Here is a 5,926-nt window from a genome sequence, read left to right as displayed (position 1 = left end):
CCGTAGCCGGCCAGCGCCAGCGGCAGGGTCGCCACGCCCTGGGCGGTGGCCCAGGTGCGCGGGCTGCGGCCGGGATGGTTGCGCAACCAGTCGGCGTTGCGCAGCGGATACCAGGTCCAGCAGGCGACCGCGGCCAGCGCCAGCACCGCGCCGATGGCGTAGCGCGACAGGTCGGCGTCGGCCTCCTGGCGCAGCGCCTGCAGTTCCACCTGGTTGACGCAGCCGATGCCCAGCGCGATCAGCACCAGCGAGGGCGCCAGCCGCTTCCACGGCAGGCGGCCGTCGCGGCGCGCGTTGCGCAGGTTGGCGCAGATGGCGATCACCACCGGCAGGGTGCCGATGATCATGGTCGGCACCGGGCCGCCGGCGCGCTGGATGGCGCTGGCCAGGCACAGGTAGTACAGCAGGTTGCCGATGGCCGCCAGCTTGAGCGCCTCGATCCAGTCGGCGCGGCCGAGCTGGCGCAGCGCCTTGCGGTCCAGCCAGGCGAGCGGAATGGCGATCAGGCCGAACGCCAGGTAGCGCGCCACCGATTGCAGGGCGGCGGGGTATTCGGGCAGCAGCAAGGGGCCGACGAATACCAGCCCCCACATCAGTCCGGCCGCCAGGGCGTAAGAGGTTCCTGCCCACATAGCTGTGTTCCCATCGCGAAATTCAACAGATGGGCCAGTCTAGCGACGGCCGCGGCGGCCGGTCTTGTACCAGATTGCTGCGGCGCCGGAGCGGCGGTTCAGGCGCGCACTTGCTTCTGGTAGCGCGCCGGCGTGACGCCGTAGCGGCGGGTGAAGGCGCGGGTCAGGTGGGCCTGGTCGGTCAGGCCGGCGGCCAGCGCGGTCTGCGCTGGCGTCTCGCCCGCGGCCAGCAGCCGCTTGGCCTCGAACAGGCGCAGCGCCATCAATGTCTGCTGCGGCGTGGCGTGGTACTGCGCCTGGAAGCTGCGCAGGAAGTGGAACGGGCTGAGTCCGGCGACTTCGGCCAGTTCTTCGAGGGTGAGACGGCGCGCCAGGTGGGCGCGCAGGTAGTCGATGACGTGGGTGAAGCGCGCCGCGGCTTCGGGGCGCGGCGGCCGCGGCACGCGGGCATGGCGGCGGAACTCGGCCAGCAGCGCGTGCAGGGCGCTGTCGAACGCCAGCGGTTCACGCGCCTGCCACAGCGCGTCCAGCAGGGCGGTGACGCGTTGCGCGCTGGCGCTGTCGTGGCTGACCGCGCAGTCGAACCACCAATCGGCCTCGCCGGCCACCTGTTCGACCACGGCGGGGTCGATGTAGGCCATGCGGTAGCGCCAGCCGCCCTCGGTCTCGGCGCGGCCGGTGTGCAGTTCGTCGGGGTTCATCCGCACCACCGAGCCGGGCGGCGCCAGGTGCTCGGCGCCACGGTAGCGGAAGCGTTCCACCCCGGTCTCGATGGCGCCCAGGCCGAAGGCCTCGTGGGTGTGCGGCTCGAAGGCGTGGCGGATGATGTGGGCGCGGTATAGCTCGATGCCCGGCCGGTGCGCCGGGCGCCGGAATTCGGCGCGGTCATTGGGGTGGTCGAAGGCCTGCGGCACGCCCGCGATCAGCGGTTCGGGGCGCGCGTCGGGGGCGACAGGGACGCCGCCGGCGGAGGGCAGGAAAGAGGCCATGACGGAATTTAAGCACGTTCGGCGGCGCCGCGCCGGCCTATCCCGCCGCCCGCATGGCGGCGGCGCGCGCGAGCAGCATCTCGCGCTCGCGGTCGTTGCGCGTCATGCCGGCGGCGCGCTCGAATTCCGCCAGCGCCTCGGCGTGACGGCCTAGCTTGGCCAGCAGGTCGCCGCGCACGCTGGGCAGCCAGTGATAGTTGGCCAGCGCCGGGTCGCGCGCCAGCGCGTCGGCCAGATCCAGTCCGGCCTGGGGCCCGAACGCCATGCCCACGGCCACCGCGCGGTTCAGTTCCACCACGGGCGACGGCATGGCCTGCGCCAGCGCTTCGTACAGCGCCACGATGCGCCGCCAGTCGGTGTCCCCGGCCTGCCGCGCCCGCGCATGGCAGGCGGCCAGGCCGGCCTGCAGGGCATACGGACCGCTGGCCCCGCCCAGGCTTTCGGCGCGTTCCAGCGCGGCCAGGCCGCGCCGGATCAGCAGCGTGTCCCAGCGGCCGCGATCCTGTTCCAGCAGCAGCACCGGGCGGCCCTCGGCGTCGCTGCGGGCATGCAGGCGCGAGGCCTGCAATTCCATCAGCGCCACCAGCCCGTGCACTTCGCTGTCGCCGGGCGCCAATTGCGCCAGGATGCGGCCCAGCCGCAGGGCCTCGTCGCACAGCGCCGGCCGCATCCAGTCCTGGCCGGCGGTGGCGGCATAGCCTTCGTTGAAGATCAGGTAGATCACTTCCAGCACCGAGGCCAGCCGCGCCGCGCGTTCCTGCGGCCCGGGCACCTCGAACGGCACGCGCGCCGCGGTCAGGCTGCGCTTGGCCCGCACGATGCGCTGGGCGATGGTCGATTCCGAGGCCAGGAAGGCGCGCGCGATCTCGGCGGTCGACAGTCCGCCCAGCAGGCGCAGCGTCAGCGCCACGCGCGCCTCGGTCGACAGCAGCGGGTGGCAGGCGGTGAAGATCAGGCGCAGCAGGTCGTCGCCGATGTCGTCCTGGCGCGCGGCGTCCAATGCCTCGACGAAGTCGGGCTCGACGTCGGCCTGCAGCGCTTCGAGCTCGTGCCCTATTTGCTCGTGCTTGCGGCGGTGGATGGCGTCCAGCCGCAGGCGGTCGCGCGCGCGGTTTTTCGCGGTGGTCATGAGCCACGCTCCCGGGTTGTCCGGCACGCCGCTGGCCGGCCAGCGCTCCAGTGCGGCCACCAGCGCGTCCTGGGCCAGTTCCTCGGCCAGGCCGACATCGCGCACCAGCCGCGCGACGCCGGCGATGACGCTGGCGGCCTCGATGCGCCAGACGGCTTCGATGGCGCGGTGGGTCGCCGCCGATCCGGTCGCCGCGGTCATGCTTGCGGCGTCGCGCCGGGTTCCATGTAGAACACTTCCCAGATGTGGCCGTCCAGGTCATCGAACCCGTGTCCGTACATGAAGCCATGGTCCTGCGGCGGGCGCGGCGCGGCGCCGCCCGCCGCCTTGGCGCGCGCGACCAGGTCGTCGACCTCGGCGCGGCTTTCGCAGGACAACGCGATCAGGGATTCGGTGGCGCCCTTGGCATCGACGACGGGTTTGTTGGTGAAACCCTGGAAGAAATCCTTCACCAGCAGCATGACGTAGATGTTGTCGCCCACGACCATGCAGGCGCCCTGGTCATTGGTGAACTGCGGATTGAAGCTGAAGCCCAGGCTCTTGAAGAAGGCCTGCGATTTCGCCATGTCGGCGATGGGGAGGTTGACGAAGATCTGCTTGTGCATGGCGTGTCTCGCGAGAAAGGAGGGGGATCAGTGGCCGTTGCCGGGCAGTTCGCGGAAGCGCTCGATTTCCTTGCCGGGCGCGAAGTCGTCCAGCTCATAGACCTGGCGCACTTCGATGGCGCAGGGCTGGCCGGGGAAGGGGTCGGGAAAGCGCAGCGTCCATTGCATGGCTTCCTCGCGCGAGCGGACCTGGATCATGGTGTAGCCGGCGATCAGTTCCTTGGTGTCGGCGAAGGGGCCGTCGACCACCTTGCGCTGGCCGTTGTCGTACTGCACCCGCCAGCCCTTGGACGACGGCTGCAGGCCGTTGGCGTCCAGCAGCACGCCGGCCTTGGCCAGGCTCTCGTGGTAGGTGGCCATGGCGTCGAGCAGGCTGGCCTCGGGCAGCTTGCCGGCCTCGCTGTCGGCGTTGGCGCGGACGATGATCATGAATCGCATGGGAAGTCTCCTGGTGGCAAGGCCCCGCGCGCTGGCCGCGGCGGGGTCGGTACTGGCACGACGCATGACGGGCTCGCGAATCGACAGGCGGACGCTCGAATCAGGGTAAATACCTAGCGATGCAGGGGGCTGGCCGGCCCGCGCGGCGCGGTCGGCGCGCGGGCGCTACAGGAAACAGGGTCCCAGCTCGCGCACCTCGACCGTGGCCCATTGCGCGGCCGGGCACTCGGCCGCCAGCGCCAGGGCCTGTTCGCGGTCGTCGCAGGTGAGCAGGAAGAAGCCGCCGATCATCTCCTTGGCCTCGGCGAAGGGGCCGTCGACCAGCGTGCGCTGGCCGTCGCGCACGCGCAGGCGCACGCCTTCCCGGTCGGACTTGAGGGATTCGGCGCGCGCCAGCAGTCCGCGCGCCTGCAGGCCTTCGGCATAGCGCAGCATCTGCGCGTAGGCATCGCGGCCCTGTTCAGGGGTGCGCTCGGCGCGCTGGCCGGTGGGTTCGACGATCAGAAGCATGTACGGCATGGCGGGTTCCTGGCGGGCGGGGCCCGGTGGACATGGCAAACGGCCGCGCGCCGAGGGATGCGCGGCGAGGCAGCCGCCAGATTACCGCTGTTTGCGCGGCGCGGGATCGCGCCGCTTCAGTCTTCCTGGAAGATCGTCTCGATCGGCAGACCGAACACGCGGGCGATGGCGAAAGCCAGCGGCAGGCTCGGGTCGTAGCGGCCGGTCTCGATGGCATTGACCGTCTGGCGCGACACGTTCAACTGTTCGGCCAGCGCGGCCTGGCTCCAGCCGCGCTCGGCGCGCAGATCGCGGATCAGGTTCTTCATCGGTGGCGCAGGTGGTCGATGGCGCTGGTGGCGAGCCAGGCGGCGGCCATCAGCGGCCAGACGAAGAACATGCTGAGGCGCGGAAAGCCGGCCAGTTCCAGGAAGCCGTAGGTGAAGGTGATGCCCGCCGTTGCCGTGGCGGCAATGGCCAGGTGTTCGGCCGTGGTCTTGCGGATGAACTCGTCGGAACGGCGGATCTGGCGCACGACGGCGCGGATCACCAGCAGGATCGCCAGCACCGGGCTGGCCAGCAGGACGGTGCGCGGCGCGCCCGGTTCGAGATGCAGGCCGGCGTAGATCGACATGGCCACCATCGCCACGTACAGCGCCATGGCGCCGCCGAATTCCTTGAGATACAGGCGTCGCGCCTGGGTTTGATGCATGAGGTCGATCTCCGGTTGTGTAAAGCGTGCTTGACATTGTGGCGCCGCGATTTCGTGGTGTCAAGGTTCCTTTACATCGACGGCCAAAATAAAACCGGCCGCAGCCGGTTGGGGGGAGCGCGATCAGGACTGGGTTGCGGCGGTGGCCTCGGTCGGCGTCAGGGTCGAGGGCGGCGTGGGTTCCGGCGGGGCGGCCTCGGGGGCGGCTTCGCGCGGGACGGTCGCCGCCGCGGTCTCGGCCGGCTTGGCATCGGCTGCCTTGGCATCGGCGGTCTTGGCATCGGCAGCCTTGGCATCGGCAGCCTTGGCATCCGCGGCCTTGGCCTCGGCCGGCCTGGCCTTGCCGTTCGCGGCGGCGGCCGCCGGCTTGCCGTCCGTGCCCTTGGCGTCGGCCTGGGCCGGCTTGGCCGGGGCGGTGATGTCCATGATCAGTTCGACGCGGCGGTTGGCGGCGCGGCCGGCCGGCGTGTCGTTGGACTCGATCGGACGCGTCTCGGCGTAGCCCACGGCGCGCAGGCGGCTGCCGGCCACGCCGTCGCGCACCAGTTCGCGCAGCACGCTGGTGGCGCGGCTGCTGGACAGTTCCCAGTTGGAGGCGAACTGGCGGGTCTGGATCGGCACGGGGTCGCTGTGGCCCTCGACCGACACCTGGTACTCGTTCTTGTTGAGGATCGCGGCCAGGCGCTTGATCACGTCCAGGCCCGACGGGCTGAGGGTGGCCTGGCCCGAGGGGAACAGCAGCTCGTTGCTGATGCGGAAGCTGACCGACTGCTCGTTGATGATGACGTCGACCGACTTGCCCAGGTCGCCCAGGCCAAGCGATTCCTTGGACGGCGCCTTCAGCGGCGCGGCGGCCTGCGCCACCACCTCGCCCTCGGCGGCCGGGGCGGCCGGGGCCGGCGCGCCGGCGGCCGCGGCGGCGG

9 protein-coding genes are annotated in these 5,926 nt (G+C 71.2%); all 9 read right to left on the bottom strand.

Annotated elements, in window-relative coordinates:
* The coding region (locus tag AOZ53_RS24940; RefSeq protein ID WP_054489812.1) for a DMT family transporter at positions 1-632 on the bottom strand (632 nt) is incomplete at its 3' end.
* A gap of 98 nt (positions 633-730) precedes the next feature.
* On the bottom strand, positions 731-1,621 hold the full coding sequence (locus tag AOZ53_RS24935) for an AraC family transcriptional regulator (RefSeq protein WP_231690684.1): 891 nt from the start codon (positions 1,619-1,621) through the stop codon (positions 731-733).
* A gap of 37 nt (positions 1,622-1,658) precedes the next feature.
* Entirely contained in the window at positions 1,659-2,951 is a 1,293-nt protein-coding gene (locus AOZ53_RS24930; protein WP_054489774.1) for an RNA polymerase sigma factor, read from the bottom strand.
* Positions 2,948-3,355, bottom strand: coding sequence for a VOC family protein (locus AOZ53_RS24925; protein WP_054476685.1), 408 nt, complete (start codon positions 3,353-3,355; stop codon positions 2,948-2,950). The genes AOZ53_RS24930 and AOZ53_RS24925 overlap by 4 nt, the downstream gene beginning before the upstream one ends.
* A gap of 27 nt (positions 3,356-3,382) precedes the next feature.
* Complete coding sequence (locus tag AOZ53_RS24920; RefSeq protein ID WP_054434150.1) at positions 3,383-3,793, bottom strand: YciI family protein; 411 nt, start codon at positions 3,791-3,793, stop codon at positions 3,383-3,385.
* Between the two features lie 165 nt (positions 3,794-3,958).
* A complete protein-coding gene (locus AOZ53_RS24915) occupies positions 3,959-4,312 on the bottom strand; it encodes a YciI family protein (RefSeq protein ID WP_054434152.1) in 354 nt (117 codons plus the stop codon).
* A 116-nt stretch (positions 4,313-4,428) separates the two neighbouring features.
* Positions 4,429-4,620 (bottom strand): helix-turn-helix transcriptional regulator, encoded by a 192-nt coding sequence (locus AOZ53_RS24910; RefSeq protein WP_054434154.1) that lies wholly within the window; start codon positions 4,618-4,620, stop codon positions 4,429-4,431.
* A complete protein-coding gene (locus tag AOZ53_RS24905) occupies positions 4,617-5,003 on the bottom strand; it encodes a hypothetical protein (protein WP_054434156.1) in 387 nt (128 codons plus the stop codon). The genes AOZ53_RS24910 and AOZ53_RS24905 overlap by 4 nt, the downstream gene beginning before the upstream one ends.
* A 123-nt stretch (positions 5,004-5,126) precedes the next feature.
* Positions 5,127-5,926, bottom strand: an 800-nt coding sequence (locus AOZ53_RS24900; RefSeq protein ID WP_231690683.1) for an OmpA/MotB family protein, incomplete at its 5' end; no start/stop codon positions are given.

Source organism: Achromobacter sp. 2789STDY5608621 (genome assembly GCF_001299375.1).
In the GTDB taxonomy this organism is placed as follows: domain Bacteria; phylum Pseudomonadota; class Gammaproteobacteria; order Burkholderiales; family Burkholderiaceae_B; genus Achromobacter; species Achromobacter insuavis.
Note: the sequence above shows the minus strand (reverse complement) of the source record. Positions and strands in the feature narration are given on the sequence as shown.

Bases quoted from the DNA above. Each gene is read 5' to 3' on its own strand.
- AOZ53_RS24935 (WP_231690684.1), bottom strand. From the start codon at position 1,621: ATGGCCTCTTTCCTGCCCTCCGCCGGCGGCGTCCCTGTCGCCCCCGAC.
- AOZ53_RS24930 (WP_054489774.1), bottom strand. From the start codon at position 2,951: ATGACCGCGGCGACCGGATCGGCGGCGACCCACCGCGCCATCGAAGCC.
- AOZ53_RS24925 (WP_054476685.1), bottom strand. From the start codon at position 3,355: ATGCACAAGCAGATCTTCGTCAACCTCCCCATCGCCGACATGGCGAAA.
- AOZ53_RS24920 (WP_054434150.1), bottom strand. From the start codon at position 3,793: ATGCGATTCATGATCATCGTCCGCGCCAACGCCGACAGCGAGGCCGGC.
- AOZ53_RS24915 (WP_054434152.1), bottom strand. From the start codon at position 4,312: ATGCCGTACATGCTTCTGATCGTCGAACCCACCGGCCAGCGCGCCGAG.
- AOZ53_RS24910 (WP_054434154.1), bottom strand. From the start codon at position 4,620: ATGAAGAACCTGATCCGCGATCTGCGCGCCGAGCGCGGCTGGAGCCAG.
- AOZ53_RS24905 (WP_054434156.1), bottom strand. From the start codon at position 5,003: ATGCATCAAACCCAGGCGCGACGCCTGTATCTCAAGGAATTCGGCGGC.